The organism is Streptomyces sp. NPDC057010 (assembly GCF_042673805.1).
GTDB lineage: Bacteria > Actinomycetota > Actinomycetes > Streptomycetales > Streptomycetaceae > Streptomyces.
The window spans coordinates 127,137-149,585 of record NZ_JBHUSC010000011.1 but is presented as its reverse complement, the minus strand read 5'-3'; the positions used below and the strand labels follow the sequence as shown (position 1 = coordinate 149,585).

Genomic DNA, 22,449 nt, shown 5'->3' with positions numbered 1-22,449 from the left:
ATGGGGAGGACCCTCCTCGTCATGTCATGCCCTGGGACCCGGGAGCCACACCCATGAGCACTGCCCCCCGTCTGACCGCCCTCGATGCGGTGCACCGTTCGCTCGGTGCGACCATGACCGACTTCGCGGGCTGGGACATGCCGCTGCGGTACGCCAGCGAGCGCGACGAGCACAACGCCGTCCGCACCAAGGCCGGTCTCTTCGACCTCTCCCACATGGGCGAGATCACGCTCACCGGCCCGGAGGCCGTCAAGGCCCTGGACTACGCGCTGGTCGGCAACATCTCCACCGTCGGCGTCGGCCGGGCCCGGTACACGCACATCTGCCAGGAGGACGGCGGGATCGTCGACGACCTGATCGTCTACCGCCTGGGCGAGACCGAGTACATGGTCGTCGCCAACGCCTCCAACGCCCAGGTCGTCCTCGACGCCCTCACCGAGCGCGCCGCCGGCTTCGACACCGAGGTCCGCGACGACCGCGACGCGTACGCGCTGATCGCCGTCCAGGGCCCCGAGTCCCCCGGCATCCTCGCCTCCCTCACGGACGCCGACCTGGACGGCCTCAAGTACTACGCCGGCCTGCCGGGCACGGTGGCCGGGGTGCCCGCGCTGATCGCGCGTACGGGCTACACCGGCGAGGACGGCTTCGAGCTGTTCGTCTCCCCCGAGCACGCCGTGGAGCTGTGGCAGGCGCTGACGAAGGCCGGCGAGGGCGTCGGCCTGGTCCCGGCCGGCCTGTCCTGCCGCGACACCCTGCGCCTGGAAGCGGGCATGCCGCTGTACGGGCACGAGCTGAGCACCTCCCTCACGCCCTTCGACGCCGGTCTGGGCCGCGTCGTGAAGTTCGAGAAGGAGGGCGACTTCGTCGGCCGCGCCGCGCTGGAGGCCGCCGCCGAGCGCGCCGCCGGCACCCCGCCGCGCAAGCTGGTCGGCCTGATCGCCGAGGGCCGCCGCGTCCCGCGCGCCGGCTTCCCCGTCGTGTCCGGTGGAGCGGTGATCGGCGAGGTCACCTCCGGCGCCCCCTCCCCGACGCTGGGCAAGCCGATCGCGATGGCGTACGTGGACGCGGCGCACGCCGCGCCCGGCACCTCCGGCGTCGGCGTCGACATTCGCGGTACGCATGAGCCGTACGAGGTCGTGGCCCTGCCGTTCTACAAGCGGCAGAAGTAACGCTCGTACCGCGCTCGACCCGTCTCAGCCCGCAAGACCACTGTTCGTATTCACTCCCCCGCATCCAGGAGAATCAGGCCATGAGCAACCTCGAGAAGCTGCGTTACAGCAAGGAGCACGAGTGGCTGTCGGACGCCGAGGACGGCGTCGCGACGGTCGGCATCACGGAGTTCGCGGCCAACGCGCTCGGTGACGTCGTCTACGCCCAGCTCCCCGCCGTAGGCGACACGGTGACCGCGGGCGAGACCTGCGGCGAGCTGGAGTCGACCAAGTCGGTCAGCGACCTGTACTCCCCGGTCACCGGCGAGGTCGTCGAGTTCAACCAGGACGTCGTGGACGACCCGGCCCTGGTGAACACCGCCCCGTTCGAAGGCGGCTGGCTGTTCAAGGTGCGCGTCGCGGAGGAGCCGGCCGACCTGCTCTCCGCCGAGGAGTACGCCGCGCTCACCCACTCCGACAACTGACCCAGGGACTCCTGATGTCTGTGCTGAACACCCCTCTCCACGAGCTCGACCCGGACGTCGCCGCCGCCGTCGACGCCGAACTCGTGCGCCAGCAGTCGACCCTCGAAATGATCGCGTCGGAGAACTTCGCTCCGGTCGCCGTCATGGAGGCCCAGGGTTCGGTCCTGACCAACAAGTACGCCGAGGGCTACCCGGGCCGCCGTTACTACGGCGGCTGCGAGCACGTCGACGTGGTCGAGCAGATCGCGATCGACCGCATCAAGGCGCTGTTCGGCGCCGAGGCCGCGAACGTCCAGCCGCACTCGGGTGCGCAGGCGAACGCCGCCGCGATGTTCGCGCTGCTGAAGCCGGGCGACACGATCATGGGCCTGAACCTGGCCCACGGCGGTCACCTGACCCACGGCATGAAGATCAACTTCTCCGGCAAGCTCTACAACGTGGTCCCGTATCACGTCGACGAGACCGGCGAGGTCGACATGGCCGAGGTCGAGCGCCTCGCCAAGGAGTCCAAGCCGCAGCTGATCGTCGCCGGCTGGTCCGCCTACCCGCGCCAGCTGGACTTCGCCGCCTTCCGCCGCATCGCGGACGAGGTCGGCGCGTACCTGATGGTCGACATGGCGCACTTCGCCGGCCTGGTCGCCGCGGGTCTGCACCCGAACCCGGTGCCGCACGCCCACGTCGTCACCACCACCACGCACAAGACCCTCGGCGGTCCGCGCGGCGGTGTCATCCTGTCGACGCAGGAGCTGGCCAAGAAGATCAACTCCGCGGTCTTCCCCGGTCAGCAGGGCGGCCCGCTGGAGCACGTGATCGCGGCCAAGGCCGTCTCCTTCAAGGTCGCGGCCTCGCCCGAGTTCAAGGAGCGCCAGGAGCGCACCCTGGCCGGCGCGAAGATCCTCGCCGAGCGCCTGGTCCAGGACGACGTCAAGGCCGTGGGCGTGGACGTCCTCACCGGCGGCACCGACGTGCACCTGGTCCTGGTCGACCTGCGCAACTCGGAGCTGGACGGCCAGCAGGCCGAGGACCGCCTCCACGAGGTCGGCATCACGGTCAACCGCAACGCCATCCCGAACGACCCGCGGCCGCCGATGGTCACCTCGGGTCTGCGCATCGGTACGCCGGCCCTGGCCACCCGCGGTTTCGACGCCGAGGCCTTCACCGAGGTCGCCGAGATCATTGCGCAGGCGCTCAAGCCGACCTACGACGCCGCGGACCTCAAGGCGCGCGTCTCCGCGCTCGCCGCGAAGTTCCCGCTGTACCCGTCGCTCTAGGCAGCGGCTCGGAAGGGCCCGGCCTTGTTCCGCACAGGGCCGGGCCCTCCTCATGACCAGGGCCCGGGTGGATCTTCGAGCGCGGACGAGCCGTTCACCTCGCCACGTTAAGCTCGTCTGTCGGACAAAATCCGAACAAACCGCCTCTCCTGCCCCCTCCCACCCCACGAGCAGACAAGGGAGTCCGCCAGTGGCCATCTCCGTCTTCGACCTCTTCTCCATCGGCATCGGCCCGTCCTCCTCCCACACGGTCGGCCCGATGCGCGCGGCACGCATGTTCGTGACGCGGCTGAAGAAGGACGGCGTACTCGCCCAGACGGCCTCCGTCCGGGCCGAGCTGTTCGGCTCCCTCGGGGCGACGGGCCACGGCCACGGCACCCCCAAGGCGGTGCTGCTGGGTCTGGAGGGCCACTCCCCCCGCACGGTGAACGTGGAGACGGCGGACGACGAGGTCGAGCGCATCCGCAAGAGCGGCCGCCTGCGCCTGCTGGGCGCGGAGATAGGCGACGTGCACGAGATCGCCTTCGACGAGCCGAACCAGCTGATCCTGCACCGCCGCCGCTCGCTGCCGTACCACGCGAACGGAATGACGCTCTTCGCGTACGACGCCGCCGGCGCCCCGCTGCTGGAGAAGACCTACTACTCGGTAGGCGGCGGTTTCGTCGTGGACGAGGACGCGGTCGGCGAGGACCGGATCAAGCTCGACGACACCGTGCTGAAGTACCCCTTCCGCTCCGGCGACGAGATGCTGCGCCTCGCGAACGAGACCGGCCTGTCGATCTCCTCCCTGATGCTGGAGAACGAGAAGGCCTGGCGCACCGAGGAGGAGATCCGCGAGGGCCTCCTGGAGATCTGGCGGGTCATGCAGTCTTGCGTCTCCCGGGGCATGTCCCGCGAGGGCATCCTCCCGGGCGGCCTGCGCGTCAAGCGCCGGGCGGCCTCCACGGCGCGCCAGCTGCGCACCGAGGGCGACCCGATGATGCACCGCAGCGAGTGGACGACGATCTACGCGATGGCCGTCAACGAGGAGAACGCGGCGGGCGGCCGCGTCGTCACCGCCCCCACCAACGGCGCGGCGGGCGTCCTGCCGGCGGTCCTGCACTACTACGTGAACTTCGTGCCGGGCGCGGACGAGGACGGCGTGGTCCGCTTCCTCCTCGCCGCGGGCGCGATCGGCATGCTGTTCAAGGAGAACGCCTCGATCTCCGGCGCCGAGGTCGGCTGCCAGGGCGAGGTCGGCTCGGCCTGCTCGATGGCGGCCGGCGCCCTGGCCGAGGTGCTGGGCGGCACCCCGGAGCAGGTCGAGAACGCCGCCGAGATCGGCATGGAGCACAACCTGGGCCTGACCTGCGACCCGGTCGGCGGCCTGGTCCAGATCCCGTGCATCGAGCGCAACGGCATGGCGGCCGTCAAGGCGGTCACCGCCGCGAAGATGGCGATGCGCGGCGACGGCAGCCACAAGGTCTCCCTGGACAAGGTCATCAAGACCATGAAGGAGACCGGCGCCGACATGAAGGTCAAGTACAAGGAGACGGCCCGCGGCGGCCTCGCGGTCAACGTCATCGAGTGCTGATCCGGTAGCTCCGCGACAGGGGACGCAGGGGGCGGAACCAAAGGTTCCGGTCCTGGCGTCCCCTGTTGTGTACCAGTCCCCGTCTCTCGTGAATCGAGGGGACGTCATGATCCACACGCATCTCCGCCGGATCGTGGCCCTGGCCTCCGGTGTCCTGCTCACCGCCGGACTCGCGCTCGCCGCTCCGGCCGCCACCGCCACCACGACCACCACCGGCACCACCACCCCGGCACAGACCCGGACCGCACTGGTGGTCAACGCCCGCTGGGGCGGGCACCCCGCCTTCGACCGGATCGTCATCGACCTCCGGGGCCACGTGCCCCCGGTCACCGTCACCTCCGTCCCCCGGCTGGTCTACGACGGGTCCGGCAAGCCCGTACCGCTGCCCGGGAAGTCCTTCCTGCAGATCCGCTTCCACCCGGCCGCCGCGCACGACGACGCCGGCCGGTCCGTCTACAAGGGCCCCAAGCTGGCCAGGATCCATCTGCCGGTCCTCAAGGGCCTCGCCCTCACCGGCGACTTCGAGGGGTACGTGACCTTCGGCGCCGCCTTCGACACCACTCCGTACTACCGCACCTTCGTCCTGCACTCCCCCGAGCGGTTCGTCATCGACATCGCGCGCCTGAACCGCTGCTAGCACCGTCAGCGGTGCTCGGGGTTGGGGAAGTCGAAACGGCAGCCGGCGTCCCACAGCGAACGCTGGTTGCCGTGCGCCGGGATCCCGCCCGCCCGCTTGAGGAGGGCGGCCAGGTGCATGAGGTTCCACGACATGAAGGTGGTGTTGCGGTTGGTGAAGTCGTTCTCGGGGCCGCCCGAGCCCGGGTCGAGGTAGGAGGGCCCGGGTCCGGCCTCGCCGATCCAGCCCGCGTCGGCCTGCGGTGGGATCGCGTAGCCGAGGTGCTGGAGGCTGTAGAGGATGTTCATGGCGCAGTGTTTGACGCCGTCCTCGTTGCCGGTGATCAGCGCGCCGCCGACGCGCCCGTAATAGGCGTACTGACCCTGCTCGTTCAGGATCGAGGAGCAGGCGTAGAGCCGCTCGATGACCTGCTTCATCACCGAGCTGTTGTCGCCGAGCCAGATCGGCCCGCAGAGCACGAGGATGTCGGCGTCCATGATCCGGCTGTAGAGGACCGGCCACTGGTCGCTCTCCCAGCCGTGGTCGGTCATGTCCGGCCAGACGCCCGTGGCGATGTCGTGGTCGACGGCCCGGATGAGCGAGGTCCGGACGCCGGCCGACTCCATGACGGCGCGGCTCTTGTCGATCAGGCCTTCGGTGTTGCTGGTCTCCGGCGAGCGCTTGAGCGTGCAGTTCACGTAGACGGCGGTGAGGTCCGGGTACGAGTAGTCGGCAGCCACACCCCCAGCCTCCGCGGGTGGGGACCGCGCCGCCACCCGGCCGCGCCCGTCCGGGGAACGCCCGCCCGGCCGGCCGCGCCGCGTGCCCGAGTTGTGACCGGTCCGCGCGGCCGACTAGGGTCAACGGGCCTTGGTGTTCGGGAAACCGGTGGGAAACCGGTGCGGCCCTCGCCACTGTGATCGGGAAGTCCGGCTCCACTCCCCAGCGGGAAGCCACTGGGCCCGCGCGGGAGACCGCACGGCCCCGGGAAGGCGGGGACCGGGCATGAGCACCCGTGAGCCAGGAGACCGGCCGGGGCGCGTTGTCCATCCACGAGGTGCTGGAGAGGTCTCCCCACTCATGCATATAGCCGAGGGGTTTCTGCCCCCTTTGCACGCGGTCGCCTGGGGCGCCGCGTCCGCTCCCTTCGTCGTACACGGCGTGCGCGCCCTCACCCGTGAGGTGAAGGCCAACCCGGAGAGCACGCTGCTGCTCGGAGCGTCCGGCGCGTTCACCTTCGTCCTGTCCGCGCTGAAGATCCCCTCCGTGACGGGCAGCTGCTCCCACCCCACCGGGACGGGACTGGGGGCCATCCTCTTCCGGCCGCCGATCATGGCGGTCCTCGGCACGATCACCCTGCTCTTCCAGGCACTGCTGCTGGCCCACGGCGGGCTCACCACCCTCGGCGCCAACGTCTTCTCCATGGCGATCGCCGGCCCCTGGGCGGGCTACGGGGTCTACCGCCTGCTGCGCAAGACCGGCGTGCCGCTGCTCGTGACCGTGTTCTTCGGCGCCTTCTTCGCCGACCTGGTCACCTACTGCGTCACCTCCGTCCAGCTGGCGCTGGCCTTCCCCGACGCGGCCACCGGGTTCACCGGCTCGCTCGTGAAGTTCGCCGAGATCTTCGCGCTGACCCAGATCCCGCTCGCGGTGAGCGAGGGCCTGCTGACCGTGCTCGTGATGCGGCTGCTGATGCAGTCCAGCAAGTCGGACCTGGTCCGGCTCGGCGTCGCGAAGCTCACCCCGGCCGGGTCGAAGCAGGAGGCGGCGGCCTGATGTCCAGGAACGCGAAGATCAACACGCTGCTGCTGCTCCTCGTCGCGGCGCTGGCCGTGCTCCCGCTCGCGCTGGGGCTGGGTGACGACAAGGAGGAGCCGTTCACGGGCTCCGACGCGCAGGCCGAGTCGGCCATCACCGAGCTGGAGCCCGACTACGAGCCGTGGTTCTCGCCGCTGTACGAGCCCCCGTCCGGGGAGGTGGAGTCGGCGCTGTTCGCCCTCCAGGCGGCCCTGGGCGCGGGCGTGCTCGCCTACTACTTCGGCGTCCGCAAGGGCCGCCGTCAGGGTGCCGCCGCTGCCGCTGCCGCCGCGGGTGCGGCCGAGGGTTCGGCGTCGGCCGCCGTCCCCGCGCCGGAGGCGTAGGGGTGCTGCCGATCGACGCGGCGGCGCACGCCGGCCGCTGGCGGCGCCGGCACCCGCTGGAGAAGGCCCTGCTGGGCATCGGGCTGACCGTCACCGCGGTGTGCCTGCCGCCGTGGCCCGGCGGGCCGCTGGTCGCCGCCGCCACCCTCGCCGTGCTCCTCGGGCCCGCCGGGGTGGCCGGGCGGCAGCTGTGGCGGGCCTTCCGGATCCCGCTCGGGTTCTGCTTCACCGGGGCGCTGCCGCTGCTGTTCGCCGTCGGCGGGCCCGACGGGTTCGTCGCCCTGGCCCCCGACGGGCCCCGGCAGGCTGTGGAGCTGCTGCTGCGCACCTCGGCGGCCTCCCTCGGCGTGCTGCTGTTCGCGTTCACCACCCCGGTCTCGGACGTGCTGCCGCGGCTGGTGCGGGCTGGGGTGCCGGCCCCGGTGGTGGACGTGGCCCTGGTGATGTACCGGATCGGGTTCCTGCTGCTCGACTCGATCGCCCGCGTCCGCCAGGCACAGGCGGCCCGCCTGGGCACCACCGGCCGGGCCGCGGCGTGGCGTTCGCTGGCAGGGCTCGCCGCGACCTCGTTCGTACGGGCCTTCGACCGCGCGGCGCGGCTCCAGTCGGGCCTGGCCGGGCGCGGCTACGACGGCACGCTGCGGGTGCTCGTACCGGAGGCGGCGCTGTCCTGGCGGTTCCTCGCGGCGTCCGGCGCGCTGCTGGCGGCCCTGGTGGCCATGACCCTCGTACTGAAGGAGCTGTACCTGTGAGGCCGTTGGTGGAACTGGTGGGCGCGGGCTACGCGTACGAGGACGGGCCCGCCGTGCTGTCCGGGGTGGACTTCGGGATCGCCGAGGGCCGGGCGCTGGTCCTGCTGGGCCGCAACGGCAGCGGCAAGACCACGCTGATGCGGCTGCTGAGCGGGGGCCTGCGGCCGGGCTCGGGCGCGCTGCGGCTGGACGGCGAGGCGGTGACCCACGACCGGGCCGGCCTGACCCGGCTGCGGACGGCGGTGCAGCTGGTGGTCCAGGACCCGGACGACCAGCTGTTCGCGGCCTCGGTGGAGCAGGACGTGTCCTTCGGGCCGATGAACCTGGGGCTGCCGGTGGCGGAGGTCCGCGAGCGGGTCGATTCCGCGCTGGCCGCGCTGGACATCGCGGGGCTGCGGGACCGGCCGACGCACCTGCTCTCCTACGGGCAGCGCAAGCGGGCGGCGATCGCGGGGGCGGTGGCGATGGCCCCGCGGGTGCTGATCCTGGACGAGCCGACGGCGGGGCTGGACCCGGACGGGCAGGAGCGGCTGCTGGACGTGCTGGCGGGACTGCGCTCGGCGGGCACCACGGTGGTCATGGCCACGCACGACGTGGACCTCGCGGTCCGCTGGGCCGACGACGCGGCGGTCCTCACCCCGGTCGGCATCCGCACGGGGCCGGCCGCGGACCTGCTCTCGGACCCGGCGCTCCTGGCCTCGGCGGGCCTCCGCCAGGCGTGGTCCCCGGCGGTGACGGCCTTCCTGCGCGCCCACGGCTTCCTGGCCGACGGCGCCCCCGGCCCCCGCCGCCCGGAGTCCCTGTCCAGCTGGCGCTGACCACCGGACGGAACGCCTACCTAGGATGGCGGCATGTCGCTGCCCCACGCCATCCTCACCGCCCTGCTCGAGAAGCCCTCGTCCGGGCTGGAGCTGACCCGGCGGTTCGACAAGTCGATCGGATACTTCTGGTCCGCGACGCACCAGCAGATCTACCGCGAACTCGGCCGCCTGGAGGAGGCCGGGCTGATCCGGGCGCTGCCCAGCGAGGCACCCGTGCGCGGGCAGAAGAAGGAGTACGAGGTCCTGCCCGCCGGCAGCGCGGAGCTCGCCCGGTGGGTCGGCGAGAGCCAGGACCCCAAGCCGATGCGCGACCCGCTGCTGCTGCGGATCCGGGCGGCCGGCGTCGTGGGGCCGCAGGGGCTCGGGCCCGAGCTGCGGCGCCACCTGGAGCTGCACCGGCGCCAGTTGGCGCAGTACGAGGCCATCGAGGAGAAGGACTTCCCGGCGGAGCGCGACGCCGTCGAGGACCGGCTGCGGCGGCTCGTCCTGCACGGCGGGATCGCCCTGGAGACGTTCTGGCTGCACTGGCTGGAGGAGGCCCTCGCCGAGGTCGAGGACATGTCCTGAGCTGCCGGGCGAACGCCCGGCCGCGCCCCCGCCCCGGCAGGTCGGGCGGGGAGGGGGCGTGCGGCGGGGTGGCGGGGTGTTACTTGTCCAGGGAGGCCCAGAACTCGTCGAAGCTCAGCAGCTTGTCGCCGTTGGTGTCCTTGGCGGCGACCACCGCGTCCGCGACCGCGGCGGTGACGTACGCGTCACCCATGGCCTTCATGGCCGCGCTGTACTCGTCGGCCGTGATGAAGCCGTCACCGTTCACGTCGAACTTGTCGAACGTAGCCCGTGCGCTCTCGATGTCCGCCACTGGGTCCACCCCTTCTTGGTGCTTGTTGACCGGCTCAGGGTAGCGGCCTCCCCCGGCCGCCCCCTCCCCGGGTCCCGTTCGAGCGGCTGATAGATATTCCAAATTCCCCTTCCGCGATGCGGAAGCGATAATTCCAGCCAACAAATCCAGCCCCCACTTGTCACGCTCCGGGATCACGGCATAACGTACCGGCATTGCCGCCACACCAGGAGCGCAGGGCTCCCAGGGACAAGCGGCAACAAGGGCGATCACACAGGTGACGATCACAGCCGACGCATCATTCGAAGTTCTGCCCTTCACCCGCACCTGCCGCCATATCTGGGAAGACGGCGACCATGTGCTCATCGGAGTGAGTCCCGGAAACAGCTACTTCAGCTCCGAGCGCATCGCCAGTCTCGCCCAGTGGGCCACGACCCGCTTCGCGCAGGTCGACTTCGTCTACGCAGACCTCCACGTGGACCGGATGTTCGCCGCTTTCGGCTACACCCGGGAGCATGCGGAGAAGCGTGCCACGAAGGAGATCAAGGCGGTGCGGCGGCGGATACTCAAGGGCGTGGAGGAATCAGGACCTCCACAGGCCGAAATCCGCGTGAGGGCACTTTCGGAGTTCCAGGCGAACCCCGTTTACCAACTATTGCACCGGCGCGTACTGCATTTCCTGGAGACCGACGACGAATTCCGCAAGGGCTGCGAGAGGATGGCCTTGCATTTTGTCGGCTCCAAGTTGCCGGAAGGTGAATCCATCACGGACGAACAGTTGCAGGTCTGTTTCGACTACATGGCGGCCGAGCTGCCGTTCTTCGTGGACACCCCGAGCATTCTCGACGTGCCGTCCTCCGTGGCGGCCTACCACGTCAAGATGCCGCTGACGGACGTCCTCTACGCGCGCGGCGGGGGCCTGCGCGCGACCCGCAACCAGGCGTACGCCGTCGTCCGGCCCGAGGCCGCGGACCGGCCCGGGAGCGGCACCCGCACCACGAACACCGTGAACCACGTGAACCACGCACCGACCGAAGGGATCGTCGATGAGCGTCGAGCAGCTTGAGGGCCGGGGGACGCAGGAGCAGCCCCTCCTCGACTTCCCGCTCTCGCGGCGCGGTGACGTGCTCCCGGAGGAGTGCACGTGGCTCCGCGAGAAGGCCCCGGTCGCCAAGGTCCGCACCCTCACCGGTGACCCGGCCTGGCTGGTGAGCAGCTACGCGCTGGCCAAGCAGGTGCTGGAGGACGAGCGGTTCAGCCTCAAGGACACGGCGAACGCCGGCGTCCCGCGCCAGTACGCGCTGACGATCCCGCCCGAGGTCGTCAACAACATGGGCAACATCAACAGCGCGGGCCTGCGCAACGCCGTGATGAAGGCGCTCAACCCCCGCCAGAAGGGGCTCCAGGACTGGCTGCGCGCCACGGCCGGCGAGCTCATCGACCGGCTCGTGGCCGAGGGGGGCCCGGCCGACCTCCGGGCGGGCTTCGCCGACCCCTTCTCGGCGGCGCTGCACTGCCAGGTGCTCGGAGTCCCCTTCGAGGACTGGCGCCGGCTGATGTCGGGGCTGGACGTCGCATTCATGACCGCACGCGAGCCGTTCGCCGACTCGGCCCTCAACTGGTACAAGGACGTCGGCTACTTCGTCGAACAGCTGGGCGCCCAGCTCGCCCGGCCCGCCGAGGAGCGTACGGGGCTCCTCGGAAAGTTCGCCGAGCTGAAGGAGGCGGACCCGGAGTCCGCGCACCTGACCGACGAGATGTTCGCGACCGTCGCCGTCTCGCTCTTCGGGGCGGGCGCGGTGTCCACGTCGGCCTTCCTCACCCTCGCGGTCCTCGCGCTGCTGCAGAAGCCCGAGCTCATCGGGTACCTGCGCAAGCACCCCGAGCGCATGGGCAAGGCGGTCGACGAGCTGCTGCGCTGGAACCTGTCGGTCGGCGACGGCCTGCCGCGCATCGCGCTGGCGGACGTGCAGGTCGGCGACGTGCTGGTGAAGGAGGGCGAGCTCGTTCTCGTGCTCCTGGAGGGGGCCAACTTCGACCCGGAGGCCTTCGAGAACCCGGACGTGCTCGACCTGGAGCGGGAGAGCAGGAACGCCAATCTGGCCTTCGGCGCGGGCCGGCACTTCTGCCCGGCCTCCGCGCTGGGCCGCGCGCACGCCGAGATCGCCCTGGAGGTGCTGGTGGAGCGCCTGGCCGGGCTCCGCCTCGCCGTTCCCGCGGAGAACCTCGTGTGGCGTACGGGCTTCATCAAGCGGCTGCCGGAACGGCTCCCGGTCGCCTGGTGATGACACGACGGTGCCCCGGGAGCTGTGCGAGCTCCCGGGGCACCGCCGTGCTCAGCGGCCGTGCTCAGCGGAAGATGCCGGTGTGGCCGAGCGAGTAGCGGCCGGGCTGCGGGTACACGGCGAGCCCGTGCGGGCCGCCGCCCACCGGGATCCGGGCGAGCTGCTTGCCGGTGGTGGTGTCGATCGCGTAGACCTCGGAGTTGTAGCGGCCCGAGAGCCACAGCACCTTGCCGTCGGCGGAGACGCCGCCCATGTCGGGGCTGCCGCCGTCGGGCAGCTCCCACTTCTTGGTCAGCTTGTTCTGCGGGAAGTCGAAGACGGAGATGCTGCCCTCGCCCCGGTTGGAGACGTACATCTCCTTGGAGTCGCGGCTCACGTAGAGGCCGTGGCAGCCCTTGCCGGTGGGCAGCAGCTTGGGGGTCTCGAACTTGTCCCCGCTGAGCACCCACATGCCGTCGGCCATCATGTCCGCGACGTAGAAGGTCTTTCCGTCCGGGGAGACCTTGACGTCCTGCGGCATGGCGCCCTCGAACGGCAGTTTCTGCTGACCGATGACCTCCATCTTCTCCGTGTCGACCTTGAGCAGTTCGCCGGAGAACTCGCAACTCACGATGAAGTACCGGCCGTCGGCGGAGAAGTCCGCGTGATTGACGCCGTAACAGGTCACGGGGACGGTTTTCACTCGGTCCATAGTGTGCGGATCGCGGAAGACCAGCTCTTTGTCCATGGAGGCCATGACGACCGCGTACTTCCCGTTCGGGGTGAAGTACAGGTTGTACGGGTCGTGCACCTCGACGGCCGGTCCGGCCTCGCCGGTGGCCGGGTTGATCGGGGTGAGCGTGTGGCCGCGGTTGTTGTTGACCCACAGGGTCTTCATGTCCCAGGAGGGGACCACGTGCTGGGGCTGGACGCCGACCGGGATCGTGTCGATGACCTGGTAGGTCGCCGGGTCGATGACGGACACCGTGTTGGAGTTGGTGTTGGGCACGTAGACGCGCGAGGGGAAGTCCTTGACCACCGGGGAGAGCTTGTTCGGGCGGTCCGCCGCGTAGACGTCGTGGGGGTCGAGGAGCGGGGGCATGCCGGCCAGACCCGGCGGGGCGGCCGGAACGGCCTTGGCGGGCTTGGCCGGGCCCTTGGTGCCGAGCGCCTCGGCGGGTCCCTTGTCGGCCGATCCGCAGCCGGCCAGGGCGGCGAGGACCAGACCGGCCAGCAGCACGGTGGCCTTCCGGGGAAGGCGGGTGGTCTTCATGGCGTCAGCAGCTCCGTGGTGGTCACCGCGCGCAGCTTGCGGCGCGCGAGTTCTTCGAGGAGGGGTGGCATCGCGTCGACCGTGTCCGCGTAGCCGAAATGCAGGCTCACCACCGATCCGCCGTGGATCGTCCCGGTGACGGTGCGGATGACGGCCGCGGCGCCGGGCGAGGTGAAGTCGAGGGAGTCCACGTCGTACGAGAGGACGTGCGGGTAGCCGGCCCGCTGGGCCAGCCTCTGGACGAGCGGGGACGCGTACTGGGTCTGCGAGGGCCGGAACCAGGTGCCGATGGATCCCGTCAGGCGCTTGAGCCGCTGGGCGCAGCCGGTGATCTCGGCGTACGCCTCCGCCTCGGGCAGGGCGTTGATCGCGAGGTGGCGCTGGGTGTGGTTGCCGAGCTCGTGGCCGCCGTCGAGGACCCGGCGGGCCATCTCCGGGTGGGCGTCGAGCCAGCTGCCGATCGCCAGTACGGTGACCCGCGCGCCCGCCCTTTCCACCTCGGCCAGCACCGCCCGGGCGATGGCGGGGTCCCCGTTGCCGTGGAAGGTGAGGGCGACCCGGGGGCGGTCGCGCGGGCCGTGGCCGATCTCGACGGGCTGGCCGGGGAAGCGGCGCGGGAGGGCCGGGGCCGCCTGCGCCGGGCGGGCCGGTTTGGCCGGACCCGGGGGCGGGGCGGTGGGCGCGGTACCGGGGCGGCCCGTTCCGCAGGCGGCGGTGAGGCCCGCCGTGGCGGCGCCTGCCACCCCGAGACCGGCCGCGCGCAGGGCCGCCCGGCGGCCTGGATGTGAGAGCACCTGCCCATTTAAGGGCCGGTAGACCCGGAAGGTAATGATTGACCCAATTCGGGACGTTCGCCGAGATGGGGGCCGAGACGAGCCTGTCCGCTATCTGATCAACGAATTACGCACAGCGGTCGCCCGTTGTTCATTGATTGTGAGGCGAGTGGCCCACCTCACCTAGGATTTAGCGCGAAACTCTTACTATTTGCACACTTATGTCCGAGTAGGGACTTTTGGCGTTTGGGGCCTCGTCTGCCATAGTCGGAACCACGGCTTCCCATTGACCCGAGCGAAGTCGCCCTGCCGAGGATCACACACCCCCTTTGATCCTCGGCACACCCATGAAGCCCCCGCACCGCCCCACCACGGCGCCCCGGGGGCTTCAGGCATTTCCGCTCCGGTTCCGGGTTCAGCCGCTCTGGCGGTCCGCGACCCGCATCTCGAACCAGGTGATCTTTCCGCGCGGCAGCAGGTCGGCGCCCCAGCGGTCGGAGAGCTTGTCGACGAGGAAGAGCCCCCGGCCGGTGGTGTCCAGCTCGTGGACCGGCATCAGACACGGCAGCCCGCGCGAGGGATCGCGCACCTCGACCCGGATCCAGCCGCGCCGCCGCAGCATCCGTAAGCCGAAGGAACGGGCGCCGGTGTGCCGGACCGCGTTGCCGACGAGCTCGGAGACCAACAGGACGGCGTGCTCGGCGATCTGCGGGGAGAGGCCCCAGAGGCGGATCACCACGCACTGGGTGAGCCTGCGCGCGGTGCCGGCCGACTCGGGCAGGGACGGCAGCGTCACTTCCGCCTCGGCCGGGTTCCCGTGCAACTCCAGCGCCTTGATGCCCTGTTCGTCCTCAAGTGCCGCCGTGAGCCGTACGGCCGAAGCGCTGCTGCGCTGCCGCGGCTGTTCCACACCCTCCAGGCCCGCCATGCACCCATCATGGACGGCCCGCCCGCCCCTCCGGGCCGTTCCGCAGGAAAACACCCTCCGGGATCAAGGATTCCGAGAGGGTGTCCTGTCATATGCGGAAGGCAACGGGAGGGTGGGTATACCGCAATTGACCTGCTGTTACGTAGCGCATCGTGACGATCACCGTGAGTCGATCACGGATCGCGCTTAAGGTTGCCTTAAGCCCTGGCTAATCCACCCGCAGGGAGGACGGGGCCCGGACGGGGCCCGGACGGGCCCCGAACGGGGCTCCCGCTAGAGGAACTTGGCCTTGCCCGGGCCCTCCTCGACGAAGCTGCGCATGCCGCGCTCGCGGTCCTCGGTGGCGAACAGGCCCGCGAACCAGTTGCGTTCGATGGTGAGGCCGGTGTCGATGTCCGCCTCCAGGCCCGCGTCCACGCACTCCTTGGCGGCGCGCAGCGCGATCGCCGGCCCCTGCGCCAGCTTCGCGGCCCAGGCGTGCGCCTGCTCGTACACCTCGGCGGCGGGGACGACCCGGTCGACCAGGCCCAGGGTGAGCGCCTCGTCGGCCTTGACCATGCGCCCGGTGAAGATCAGGTCCTTGGCCTTGGACGGGCCGATCAGCCGGGACAGCCGCTGGGTGCCGCCGGCGCCCGGGATCAGGCCGAGCAGGATCTCGGGCTGGCCGAGCTTCGCGTTGTCGGCGGCGATCCGGTAGTCGGCGCACAGCGCGAGCTCGCAACCGCCGCCCAGCGCGTAGCCGGTGACGGCCGCGACGACGGGCTTGGGGATGCGGGCCACGGCGGTGAAGGCGTCCTGCAGGGCGCGGGACCGGGCGACCATCGCCGCGTGGTCCATCACCTGCATCTCCTTGATGTCCGCGCCCGCCGCGAACACCTTCTCGCCGCCGTAGAGGATGACCGCGCGGACGTCGGCCCGGTCGGTCGCCTCCGCCGCGAGCTCGCGCAGCCGGTCCTGGGTGGCGATGTCCAGGGCGTTCATGGGCGGCCGGTCCAGGCGGATGGTGCCGACGCCTTCGGAGACTTCGAGAGAGATGGTCATACGGGGAAGGTTAGCGCCGGTTAACCGAAGGTGGCCCGGTGCTGTGGGTCACAGCACCGGGCCACCTGGGCTACGCGACGGACGGGACTACTTGATCCACTCCGCCCAGTCCATGTTCCAGCCGTTGAGGCCGTTGTCCGGGGCGATCTGCTTGTCCTTGGAGTTCTTCACGACGACCACGTCGCCGATCAGGGACTCGTCGAAGAACCAGGCGGCGGGCTGGTTGCCGTCGCCGGCGCCGCGGACGTCCTTCAGGCCGACGCAGCCGTGGCTGACGTTCTCCGAGCCGAACGTGCCGGAGGAGGCCCAGTAGTTGCCGTGGACGAAGGTGCCCGAGTTCGACAGCCGCATGGCGTGCGGGACGTCGGAGATGTCGTACTCGCCGCCGAAGCCGACGGTCGCGCCGTTCATCCGCGTGACCTTGTACTTCTCGCTGATGACCATCTGGCCGTTGTAGGTGGTCGTCGACGGGGCGCCCGCGGTGATGGGGAGGTTCTTGAGCACCTGGCCGTCGCGGACGACCTCCATGGTGTGCGCGCTCGCGTCGACGGTGGAGACCTGGGAGCGGCCGATGGTGAAGGTGACCGTACGGGTCTGCTTGCCGTAGACGCCGGGGCGGCCCTCGACCCCGTCGAGGGCGAGCTTCACGGTGACCTTGGTGCCCGCGGCCCAGTACTTCTCGGGGCGGAAGTCGAGGCGGTCGTTGCCGAACCAGTGGCCCTCGACGGGGACGGACGGCTCGGCCGTCACCGTGATGGCCTTCTCGACGGCCTCGGTGTTGGTGATGCCGCGGGTGAAGTTGATGGAGACGGGCATGCCCACGCCGACGGTCTCGCCGTCCTCGGGCGTGTAGTGCCCGACGAAGGTGTTCTGCGGGGTGAGCGTGGTGAACGTGGTGTCCTTGGCGGACTCCCGCCCGGCCTCGTCCTTGGCGACCGCGTGCACCTTGTACTCGGTGGCGGAGGCCAGGTTGCGGGCGGGCTCCCAGCTCGCGCCGTCGGCGGCGATCTTGCCCTCGACCGCGTTGCCCTTGGTGTCGGCGACGGTCACCGTGGTGAGCTTTCCGCCGGTGCTGGTCACCTTCAGGATGCCGCTGGTGGCGACCTCCTTGGACCCGTCGTCCGGCTTGACGTTGACGACGGCCTTCGACGCCTCGGTGCCCGGCTTCGCGGCACCGCCCCCGGCGTTGTCGCCGCCGCTGCCACTGCTGTTGCCTCCTCCGCCACCGCTGCACGCGGTGGTCAGCAGCAGGGCCGCCCCCAGCAGAAGGGCCGGCAGGCCGGTGCGGGCTCGGCCGCGTATCGGCTGCAGGTTCACTCGTGTTCTCCCCATGTCCCCCGCGCGCGGGCAGTCGCGCGCTTGTCGACAGGTAATCACATGGGGACACTACGAAAAAACACGGTCTTGTCACCGTTCCGTCCCAAGTGCGGGGGCCGGCCGCCGGCGCCGGCCCGGTCACGCGTGACGGTCAGGCGATGGCGGACCCGGCGACCCAGTCGGCCCAGGACATGTTCCACCCGCCCAGACCGTTGTTGGGGGCCACCGTCTTGTCCTGCGAGTTCACGACCTCCACCACGTCCCCGACCAGGGTCCGGTCGAAGAACCAGCCCGCCGGGGTGTCCGAGCCGCCGCCCTTGTCGTCGCGCAGGCCCACGCACCCGTGGCTCATGTTGCTCTTGCCGAAGGTGTCGGGGCTGAGCCAGTAGTTCCCGTGGAGGAAGGTCCCGGAGGAGGTGAGCCGCATGGCGTGCGGGACGTCGGGGATGTCGTACTCGCCGCCGAAGCCCACGGTCTGGCCGTTCATCCGGGTGACGTCGAACATCTCCATCACCACCATCTTCCCGTTGTAGGTGGTGGTCTTGGGCGCACCGGCGCTGATGGGCACGGTCGACAGCAGCTCCCCGTCCCGGCGGACCTCCATGGTGTGCGCGGTCGCGTCCACGGTGGAGATCTGGGACCGCCCGACGGTGAAGGTGACCGTCTTGGCCTGGATCCCGTACGAACCGGGCGCGCCCTCGACGTCGCGGAGGTTGACCTTCACGGTGACCTCGGTGCCTGCCTTCCAGTACTCCTTGGGCCGCAAGTCGAGCCGCTCCTTGCCGAACCAGTGACCGACGACCTGGACGGGCGGGTCGGAGGTGACGGTGATGGCCCGCTCCACCTCGGCGCGGCGCTCGATGGGCCGGCTGAAGTTGAAGGAGACGATCATGCCGGTGCCGACGGTCGAGCGGTGCTCGGGCTTGAAGTAGCCGATGAACCGCTCCTCGGGAACGTAGGTGGTGAAGGTGGTGTGCCGGGCCTGCCGGCGGTTGTGCCCGTCGAGGGCGACGGCGTCCACGGTGTACTTGGCGGCGAGGGCGAGCCGGCCGGCCGACTCGTCGGGGCTCCAACTGAGCCCGTCCTCGGCGATGGCGCCGGGGACCTTCTCCTCCTGCGCGTCCTCCACCTTGGTGACCACGACCCGCTCCAGCCGGCCCTCGGGCACGGTGACCATGAGCCGTCCGTCGGCCGGGACCCCCTTGGCGTTGTCGTCGGGGGTGATCCGGATGGCCTCGTCCGGGGAGCGGGGTTTGCCGGGGAGCTCGATCTCGACCGGCGACCGGCCCCCCTCGGTGCATCCGGCCAGGCCGCCGAGCAGGCCCGCCCACACCGCCACGGCGGCCAAGCCCGCCCCTGCCCGCCTCGTCAGAAGTGTCACGATCCCTCCAACGACGGGGGCCCTCCGGGGGAAACGTGAGCGGGACGCACGTTCCGGGGAGAACAGTCCGGGCAGAACAGTGGGAAGGACCAGACGGGGGCGGGCCCTGGCCGGGACGCCGGGGCCGCACTCGCCTCCCCCGCAGGTACCCAGGAGCCGTGGAGGCGGGCAGTGTCGAGCGCAGCCGAGCAGGAAGAGGCGGTGGAAGCCGTCGGGAACGGCGGGAACGCCGCCGGCGTGGTGCGGGGCGGCCGGGCCGCGCCCGTGCCGCAGACCGACGACCGGCCCGACGGCAGGCCGTACGGGCGGCCGGACGGGCGGCCGGACGGCAGGCCCGACGGGCAGCCGAACGGGCAGCCGAACGGCCAGGTCAGAGGGCAGGTTTTACGTGCCTCCGCGCGCCCGGGCCCACCGGTGTGGCCGGGATCCTCGCATCCCCTCGGGGCGCGCTTCCACCACGGCCCCGACGGGACGCCGGGCACCAACTTCGCGCTGTGGGCCCAGGGCGCCGAGGCGGTGGAGCTGTGCCTCTTCGACGAGGGCGGGGCGGAGACCCGCTGCTCCCTGACGGAGCTCACGCACGAGATCTGGCACGGCTTCGTGCCGGGCGTGCGCCCCGGGCAGCGCTACGGATTTCGCGTGCACGGCCGCTGGGATCCCTGGACGGGCGTGCGCCACAACCCGGCGAAGCTGCTGCTGGACCCGTACGCCCGGGCCGTGGACGGCGACTTCGCCCTGCCGCCGGAGGTCTACGGGCACGTCCGCGACTGGCCGCAGCAGTACATCGCCGACACCGTGCGCGACGACCGGGATTCGGCCCCCTTCGTCCCCAAGGGGGTCGTCGTCCACGATGACGACGACTGGGCGGACGACGTCCGGCCGAAGACCCCGTGGGCCGATTCGGTGATCTACGAGCTGCACGTGCGCGGCTTCACGATGCGCCATCCGGGTGTTCCCGAGGAGCTGCGCGGCACGTACGCGGGCCTCGCCCATCCGGCGGCGGTCGAGCACCTGGTGAAGCTGGGCGTGACGGCCGTCGAGCTGCTGCCGGTGCACCAGTTCGCGCACGAGGACCACCTGCTGCGCCGGGGCCTGCGCAACTACTGGGGCTACAACTCGATCGGCTACTTCGCCCCGCACGCGGGCTACTCGGCGAGCGGCACCGCCGGGCAGCAGGTCGGGGAGTTCAAGCGGATGGTGCGCGCCCTGCACGCGGCCGGCATCGAGGTGATCCTCGACGTGGTCTACAACCACACGGCGGAGGCCGGCGAGCTCGGCCCGACGCTGTCGCTGCGCGGGATCGACAACCGGGGGTACTACCGGCTCCAGTCGGACCAGCGCCGCTACGCCGACTACACGGGCTGCGGGAACACCCTGCACGCCGGTCGCCCGCACGTGCTGCGCCTCATCACGGACTCGCTGCGCTACTGGGTCACCGAGATGGGGGTGGACGGCTTCCGCTTCGACCTGGCGGCGGCGCTGGCCCGCTCGATGCACGACGTGGACATGCTGTCGCCGTTCCTCGCGGTCATCGCCCAGGACCCGGTGCTGCGGCGGGTCAAGCTGATCGCGGAGCCGTGGGACGTGGGCTCGGGCGGCTATCAGGTGGGGGCCTTCCCGCCGCTGTGGACGGAGTGGAACGACCGGTACCGGGACGCCGTACGGGACTTCTGGCGGGGCGCGCTGCCCGACGTACGGGATCTGGGGTACCGGCTGTCGGGGTCGAGCGACCTGTACGCGTGGGGCGGGCGGCGGCCGTACGCCTCGGTGAACTTCGTGACGGCGCACGACGGGTTCACGCTGCGGGACCTGGTCAGCTACGAGCGCAAGCACAACGAGGCGAACGGGGAGGCGGGCCGGGACGGGACCAATGACAACCGGTCGTGGAACTGCGGGGCGGAGGGCGAGAGCGACGACCCGCGGATCGGGGTGCTGCGGCGCCGTCAGCTGCGCAACCTGCTCACGACCCTCCTGCTGTCCACGGGCGTGCCGATGCTCGTGGCGGGGGACGAGTTCGGGCGCACCCAGGGCGGCAACAACAACGCGTACTGCCAGGACAACGAGACGGGCTGGGTGGACTGGCGGCTGCTGGAGGACCCGGCGTGGCGGGAGCTGTTCGCGCTGACGGCGCGGCTGATCTCGCTGCGCCAGGCCCATCCGGTGCTGCGCCGGCGGGCCTTCTTCTCGGGCCGACCCCAGGGTGCGGACGGCCTGCGGGACCTGGCCTGGTTCACCCCGGCGGGCGCGGAGATGACGGAGCGGGACTGGTACGCGCCGGCCGCCTCGCTGGGCATGTACCTGTCCGGGCGGGACATTCCGGGCCGGGACGAGCGGGGCCGGCAGGTGGTGGACGACAGTTTCCTGGCCGTGCTGCACACCGGGGACCGGCCGGTGGCGTGGCTGCTGCCGGGTGCGCCCTGGGCCGAGGCGTACGAACTCGTCCTGGACACCTCGCGGGAGGACCAGGCCACGCCCCCGGGCACCCGGCACCGGGGCGGGGAGACGCTGACGGTCCCGGCGCGCTCGGTGGTGCTGCTGCGGGTGGTGGTGTCCGCGGGCCTGCAATGATGTGGCCTTCCTGCGAACACATGAGCACACGAACACACGAACAGGGGCACGCATGGCGAGTGTCGGTACGGCGCTGCGGGAGCTGCGCGGGGCGCAGAAGTCGGCGAAGGGCGTCTCGCTCTACTCCCGGTTCGTCAACCGGCCTGCCGGGCGGTTCCTGGCCGCGGGGTCGTACGCGCTCGGGCTCACGCCGAACCAGGTGACGCTGGTCAGCGCCGCCTTCAGCTTCGCCGCCGTGGCCGCGGTCGCGCTGGCCGCGCCGTCGTGGGGGCTGGGGCTCGCCGTGTGGGCGGCGCTCGCCGTCGGGTTCGCGTTCGACTCGGCCGACGGACAGCTGGCCCGGCTGCGCGGGGGCGGCAGCCCGGCGGGCGAGTGGCTCGACCACGTCGTGGACTGCGCCAAGCTGACCGCGCTGCACACCTGCGTGCTGATCGCCTTCTACCGCTTCCCGGACGCCTACGGGACGCAGGCGCACGGCTGGCTCCTGGTGCCGCTCGGCTTCCAACTGGCGGCGGTCGTCACCTTCTTCGGCGGGCTGCTGACCGAGAAGCTCAAGCCGAAGGCGGCCCCCGGAAGCCCCGCCGCGGCGCCCTCGACCGTGCGCGCGGTGGCGCTGCTGCCCGTGGACTACGGGGTGTTCTGCGGGGTGTTCCTGCTCCTCGGCGGCGGGACGCTGTTCCGCTGGGCCTACGCCGGCTTCGGGGTGGTCGCCGCCCTGTTCCTGGTGGCGTTCCTCGCGAAGTGGTTCCGGGAGCTCAGCGCCGTTCCGCGGTGAGCGGCCCGTCCGCCGGGGCGAGCGGTTCCGCGAGCGCGTCCAGCGCCCGGCGCAGCTGGGTGCTGGACGTGTGCACGGTGTAGGGGAAGTAGACGACGTCGACCCCGTGGGCGGCGAAGTCCTTCTCCAGCTTGTCTCCCTTGGGGGTGCCCCGCCAGTCGTCGCCCTTGAAGATGACGTCGAAGCGGACCTGCCGCCAGGTCTCCACCTTGTCGGGGACCGTCTCGACGAAGGCGGCGTCGACGTACTTCACGCTGCGCACGATTTCGAGGCGTTCGACCAGCGGGATCATCGGGCGCCGGCCCTTGGCGAGCTCGGCCATCTCGTCGGAGACCACTCCGGCCACCAGGTAGTCGCACTGACTGCGGGCGTGCCGAAGGATGTTGAGGTGCCCGATGTGGAAGAGGTCGTACGCGCCCGGCGCGTAGCCGATTCTGTACGCCCGCTGCGCGCCCGTCCGCGCGGGCGCGCCAAGGTCCGACAT

General features: G+C 71.1%; 23 protein-coding genes and 1 riboswitch. Of the genes, 14 read left to right on the top strand and 9 right to left on the bottom strand.

What is annotated here, in order from left to right; translation table 11 throughout:
* Window positions 1–53: 53 nt before the first annotated feature.
* From gcvT to ACFTXQ_RS14205, 5 genes are all read left to right on the top strand, one after another.
* Window positions 54–1,169, top strand: coding sequence for a glycine cleavage system aminomethyltransferase GcvT (gene gcvT, locus ACFTXQ_RS14225; RefSeq protein WP_382640083.1), 1,116 nt, complete (start codon window positions 54–56; stop codon window positions 1,167–1,169).
* Between the two features lie 80 nt (window positions 1,170–1,249).
* Complete coding sequence (gene gcvH / locus ACFTXQ_RS14220; protein ID WP_382640080.1) at window positions 1,250–1,633, top strand: glycine cleavage system protein GcvH; 384 nt, start codon at window positions 1,250–1,252, stop codon at window positions 1,631–1,633.
* Window positions 1,634–1,647: 14 nt separating this feature from the next.
* Window positions 1,648–2,904: a serine hydroxymethyltransferase gene (gene glyA / locus ACFTXQ_RS14215; protein ID WP_382640078.1), complete on the top strand. Its 1,257-nt coding sequence runs from the start codon at window positions 1,648–1,650 to the stop codon at window positions 2,902–2,904.
* Window positions 2,905–3,094: 190 nt separating this feature from the next.
* Entirely contained in the window at window positions 3,095–4,477 is a 1,383-nt protein-coding gene (locus ACFTXQ_RS14210; protein WP_382640074.1) for an L-serine ammonia-lyase, read from the top strand.
* Window positions 4,478–4,583: 106 nt separating this feature from the next.
* Entirely contained in the window at window positions 4,584–5,114 is a 531-nt protein-coding gene (locus ACFTXQ_RS14205) for a hypothetical protein (protein ID WP_382640072.1), read from the top strand.
* A gap of 5 nt (window positions 5,115–5,119) precedes the next feature.
* Here the strand turns inward: ACFTXQ_RS14205 and ACFTXQ_RS14200 are convergent, their stop codons facing one another.
* On the bottom strand, window positions 5,120–5,833 hold the full coding sequence (locus ACFTXQ_RS14200; protein WP_382640069.1) for a flavodoxin family protein: 714 nt from the start codon (window positions 5,831–5,833) through the stop codon (window positions 5,120–5,122).
* A gap of 114 nt (window positions 5,834–5,947) precedes the next feature.
* A riboswitch (cobalamin riboswitch) is annotated at window positions 5,948–6,145 on the top strand.
* Window positions 6,146–6,173: 28 nt separating this feature from the next.
* Between ACFTXQ_RS14200 and ACFTXQ_RS14195 the strand changes: the two genes are divergently transcribed.
* From ACFTXQ_RS14195 to ACFTXQ_RS14175, 5 genes are read left to right on the top strand one after another with little or no spacing between them, the layout of a single operon-like run.
* Window positions 6,174–6,869, top strand: a complete 696-nt coding sequence (locus ACFTXQ_RS14195; protein WP_382640066.1) for an energy-coupling factor ABC transporter permease — start codon at window positions 6,174–6,176, stop codon at window positions 6,867–6,869.
* The gene (locus ACFTXQ_RS14190) at window positions 6,869–7,234 is read left to right on the top strand and encodes an energy-coupling factor ABC transporter substrate-binding protein (RefSeq protein WP_382640063.1); all 366 of its coding nucleotides are present in this window, start codon (window positions 6,869–6,871) and stop codon (window positions 7,232–7,234) included. Before ACFTXQ_RS14195 ends, ACFTXQ_RS14190 begins: the two co-directional genes overlap by 1 nt.
* A gap of 2 nt (window positions 7,235–7,236) precedes the next feature.
* The gene (cbiQ, locus tag ACFTXQ_RS14185) at window positions 7,237–7,986 is read left to right on the top strand and encodes a cobalt ECF transporter T component CbiQ (RefSeq protein WP_382640061.1); all 750 of its coding nucleotides are present in this window, start codon (window positions 7,237–7,239) and stop codon (window positions 7,984–7,986) included.
* The gene (locus ACFTXQ_RS14180; RefSeq protein ID WP_382640058.1) at window positions 7,983–8,804 is read left to right on the top strand and encodes an ATP-binding cassette domain-containing protein; all 822 of its coding nucleotides are present in this window, start codon (window positions 7,983–7,985) and stop codon (window positions 8,802–8,804) included. The genes cbiQ and ACFTXQ_RS14180 overlap by 4 nt, the downstream gene beginning before the upstream one ends.
* Window positions 8,805–8,837: 33 nt before the next feature.
* Window positions 8,838–9,374 (top strand): PadR family transcriptional regulator, encoded by a 537-nt coding sequence (locus ACFTXQ_RS14175; RefSeq protein ID WP_382640056.1) that lies wholly within the window; start codon window positions 8,838–8,840, stop codon window positions 9,372–9,374.
* A gap of 79 nt (window positions 9,375–9,453) precedes the next feature.
* Here ACFTXQ_RS14175 and ACFTXQ_RS14170 read toward each other — a convergent pair whose 3' ends face one another.
* Window positions 9,454–9,666, bottom strand: a complete 213-nt coding sequence (locus ACFTXQ_RS14170) for an EF-hand domain-containing protein (RefSeq protein ID WP_382640054.1) — start codon at window positions 9,664–9,666, stop codon at window positions 9,454–9,456.
* Between the two features lie 256 nt (window positions 9,667–9,922).
* Here ACFTXQ_RS14170 and ACFTXQ_RS14165 point away from each other — a divergent pair, with 256 nt between their 5' ends.
* Both ACFTXQ_RS14165 and ACFTXQ_RS14160 read left to right on the top strand, forming a co-directional pair.
* Window positions 9,923–10,711, top strand: a complete 789-nt coding sequence (locus ACFTXQ_RS14165; RefSeq protein WP_382640052.1) for a tRNA-dependent cyclodipeptide synthase — start codon at window positions 9,923–9,925, stop codon at window positions 10,709–10,711.
* Window positions 10,692–11,930, top strand: a complete 1,239-nt coding sequence (locus tag ACFTXQ_RS14160) for a cytochrome P450 (protein WP_382640049.1) — start codon at window positions 10,692–10,694, stop codon at window positions 11,928–11,930. Before ACFTXQ_RS14165 ends, ACFTXQ_RS14160 begins: the two co-directional genes overlap by 20 nt.
* A 64-nt stretch (window positions 11,931–11,994) precedes the next feature.
* Here ACFTXQ_RS14160 and ACFTXQ_RS14155 read toward each other — a convergent pair whose 3' ends face one another.
* The 6 genes from ACFTXQ_RS14155 to ACFTXQ_RS14130 all read right to left on the bottom strand — a co-directional run bounded on the left by ACFTXQ_RS14155 (window position 11,995) and on the right by ACFTXQ_RS14130 (window position 18,613).
* Window positions 11,995–13,182 carry a YncE family protein gene (locus tag ACFTXQ_RS14155; RefSeq protein WP_382640047.1) on the bottom strand — a complete coding sequence of 396 codons (1,188 nt, stop codon included), beginning with the start codon at window positions 13,180–13,182 and terminating at the stop codon, window positions 11,995–11,997.
* On the bottom strand, window positions 13,179–13,976 hold the full coding sequence (locus tag ACFTXQ_RS14150) for a polysaccharide deacetylase family protein (RefSeq protein WP_382640045.1): 798 nt from the start codon (window positions 13,974–13,976) through the stop codon (window positions 13,179–13,181). The genes ACFTXQ_RS14155 and ACFTXQ_RS14150 overlap by 4 nt, the downstream gene beginning before the upstream one ends.
* A 394-nt stretch (window positions 13,977–14,370) precedes the next feature.
* Window positions 14,371–14,883, bottom strand: coding sequence for an ATP-binding protein (locus ACFTXQ_RS14145; protein ID WP_382640042.1), 513 nt, complete (start codon window positions 14,881–14,883; stop codon window positions 14,371–14,373).
* A gap of 273 nt (window positions 14,884–15,156) precedes the next feature.
* Window positions 15,157–15,924 (bottom strand): enoyl-CoA hydratase/isomerase family protein, encoded by a 768-nt coding sequence (locus ACFTXQ_RS14140; protein ID WP_382640040.1) that lies wholly within the window; start codon window positions 15,922–15,924, stop codon window positions 15,157–15,159.
* Between the two features lie 87 nt (window positions 15,925–16,011).
* Window positions 16,012–17,256 carry an Ig-like domain-containing protein gene (locus ACFTXQ_RS14135; protein WP_382640038.1) on the bottom strand — a complete coding sequence of 415 codons (1,245 nt, stop codon included), beginning with the start codon at window positions 17,254–17,256 and terminating at the stop codon, window positions 16,012–16,014.
* A gap of 136 nt (window positions 17,257–17,392) precedes the next feature.
* The gene (locus ACFTXQ_RS14130; protein WP_382640135.1) at window positions 17,393–18,613 is read right to left on the bottom strand and encodes an Ig-like domain-containing protein; all 1,221 of its coding nucleotides are present in this window, start codon (window positions 18,611–18,613) and stop codon (window positions 17,393–17,395) included.
* Between the two features lie 273 nt (window positions 18,614–18,886).
* Here ACFTXQ_RS14130 and glgX point away from each other — a divergent pair, with 273 nt between their 5' ends.
* The gene (gene glgX / locus ACFTXQ_RS14125) at window positions 18,887–21,190 is read left to right on the top strand and encodes a glycogen debranching protein GlgX (RefSeq protein ID WP_382640132.1); all 2,304 of its coding nucleotides are present in this window, start codon (window positions 18,887–18,889) and stop codon (window positions 21,188–21,190) included.
* A 52-nt stretch (window positions 21,191–21,242) separates the two neighbouring features.
* A complete protein-coding gene (locus ACFTXQ_RS14120) occupies window positions 21,243–21,965 on the top strand; it encodes a CDP-alcohol phosphatidyltransferase family protein (RefSeq protein WP_382640035.1) in 723 nt (240 codons plus the stop codon).
* On the opposite strand, the gene ACFTXQ_RS14115 is transcribed toward ACFTXQ_RS14120, so the two are convergent.
* Window positions 21,946–22,449, bottom strand: a complete 504-nt coding sequence (locus tag ACFTXQ_RS14115) for an adenylyltransferase/cytidyltransferase family protein (protein WP_382640032.1) — start codon at window positions 22,447–22,449, stop codon at window positions 21,946–21,948. The genes ACFTXQ_RS14120 and ACFTXQ_RS14115 overlap by 20 nt on opposite strands.

What these genes read in the sequence shown, in the direction of transcription:
- gcvT (WP_382640083.1), top strand. Translation starts at nt 54, where the DNA reads ATGAGCACTGCCCCCCGTCTGACCGCCCTCGATGCGGTGCACCGTTCG.
- gcvH (WP_382640080.1), top strand. Translation starts at nt 1,250, where the DNA reads ATGAGCAACCTCGAGAAGCTGCGTTACAGCAAGGAGCACGAGTGGCTG.
- glyA (WP_382640078.1), top strand. Translation starts at nt 1,648, where the DNA reads ATGTCTGTGCTGAACACCCCTCTCCACGAGCTCGACCCGGACGTCGCC.
- ACFTXQ_RS14205 (WP_382640072.1), top strand. Translation starts at nt 4,584, where the DNA reads ATGATCCACACGCATCTCCGCCGGATCGTGGCCCTGGCCTCCGGTGTC.
- ACFTXQ_RS14195 (WP_382640066.1), top strand. Translation starts at nt 6,174, where the DNA reads ATGCATATAGCCGAGGGGTTTCTGCCCCCTTTGCACGCGGTCGCCTGG.
- ACFTXQ_RS14190 (WP_382640063.1), top strand. Translation starts at nt 6,869, where the DNA reads ATGTCCAGGAACGCGAAGATCAACACGCTGCTGCTGCTCCTCGTCGCG.
- ACFTXQ_RS14175 (WP_382640056.1), top strand. Translation starts at nt 8,838, where the DNA reads ATGTCGCTGCCCCACGCCATCCTCACCGCCCTGCTCGAGAAGCCCTCG.
- ACFTXQ_RS14160 (WP_382640049.1), top strand. Translation starts at nt 10,692, where the DNA reads ATGAGCGTCGAGCAGCTTGAGGGCCGGGGGACGCAGGAGCAGCCCCTC.
- ACFTXQ_RS14155 (WP_382640047.1), bottom strand. Translation starts at nt 13,182, where the DNA reads ATGAAGACCACCCGCCTTCCCCGGAAGGCCACCGTGCTGCTGGCCGGT.
- ACFTXQ_RS14145 (WP_382640042.1), bottom strand. Translation starts at nt 14,883, where the DNA reads ATGGCGGGCCTGGAGGGTGTGGAACAGCCGCGGCAGCGCAGCAGCGCT.
- ACFTXQ_RS14140 (WP_382640040.1), bottom strand. Translation starts at nt 15,924, where the DNA reads ATGACCATCTCTCTCGAAGTCTCCGAAGGCGTCGGCACCATCCGCCTG.
- ACFTXQ_RS14135 (WP_382640038.1), bottom strand. Translation starts at nt 17,256, where the DNA reads ATGGGGAGAACACGAGTGAACCTGCAGCCGATACGCGGCCGAGCCCGC.
- ACFTXQ_RS14120 (WP_382640035.1), top strand. Translation starts at nt 21,243, where the DNA reads ATGGCGAGTGTCGGTACGGCGCTGCGGGAGCTGCGCGGGGCGCAGAAG.
- ACFTXQ_RS14115 (WP_382640032.1), bottom strand. Translation starts at nt 22,449, where the DNA reads ATGTCGGACCTTGGCGCGCCCGCGCGGACGGGCGCGCAGCGGGCGTAC.